The following is a 635-nucleotide window of genomic DNA, read 5'->3' as shown; positions in this document are numbered from 1 at the left end:
GGCCGGCACCACGGTCTACACGGACGAGCGCGAGCGCGAGTCCGACCTGCCCGCGCAGGAGGTGTGGCCGGTGATCGAGTCGGTGGGCGGCGCGAACGGATGGTATTCCACCCCGCTGCTGTGGAAGATCCGCGGGCTGATGGACAAGCTGGTCGGCGGGCCCGGCCTGACCCGCGGCCGGCGGGACCCGGACCACCTGCGACGCGGCGACGCCGTGGACTGGTGGCGGGTGGAGGACGTGGAGCCGGGGCGGCGGCTGACGCTGCGGGCGGAGATGAAGGCCGGCGGGCGGGCCTGGCTGCAGCTGAGCACCGAACCGCGGGAGGGCGGCGGCTCCGTCTACCGCCAGCGGGCGGTCTTCATGCCGGACGGCCTGCTCGGACGCGCCTACTGGACCGCCATCCTGCCCTTCCACGCCGTGGTGTTCCCGGAGATGGCCGCGAACATCCTGGCCGAGGCCCAGCGCCGGCACGACGGCGGCGAGCGTCCCCGCAGCCGCGGCCTGCTGCGGCCGCTGGTGGACCGCCTGCCCCTGCGTCGCAACCCGTTGGACAGGCGAGCGCGCGACGCCGACGGCGCTCAGTCGCAGGACTGACCGTCGGGGCCACGCCCCCAGCGGGACCGGGGGTGTGCCC

General features: G+C 75.7%; 1 protein-coding gene. It reads left to right on the top strand.

Features of this window, described 5'->3' with window-relative positions; genetic code table 11:
* A partial coding sequence (locus AB0N07_RS52330; protein WP_365848217.1) for a DUF2867 domain-containing protein occupies positions 1-595 on the top strand: 595 nt, incomplete at its 5' end.
* Positions 596-635 lie beyond the last annotated feature (40 nt).

The organism is Streptomyces sp. NPDC051172 (assembly GCF_040682555.1).
Classification (GTDB): Bacteria; Actinomycetota; Actinomycetes; order Streptomycetales; family Streptomycetaceae; genus Streptomyces.
The sequence above is the reverse complement of the archived record's forward strand: the minus strand, read 5'-3'. Positions and strand labels throughout refer to the sequence as shown.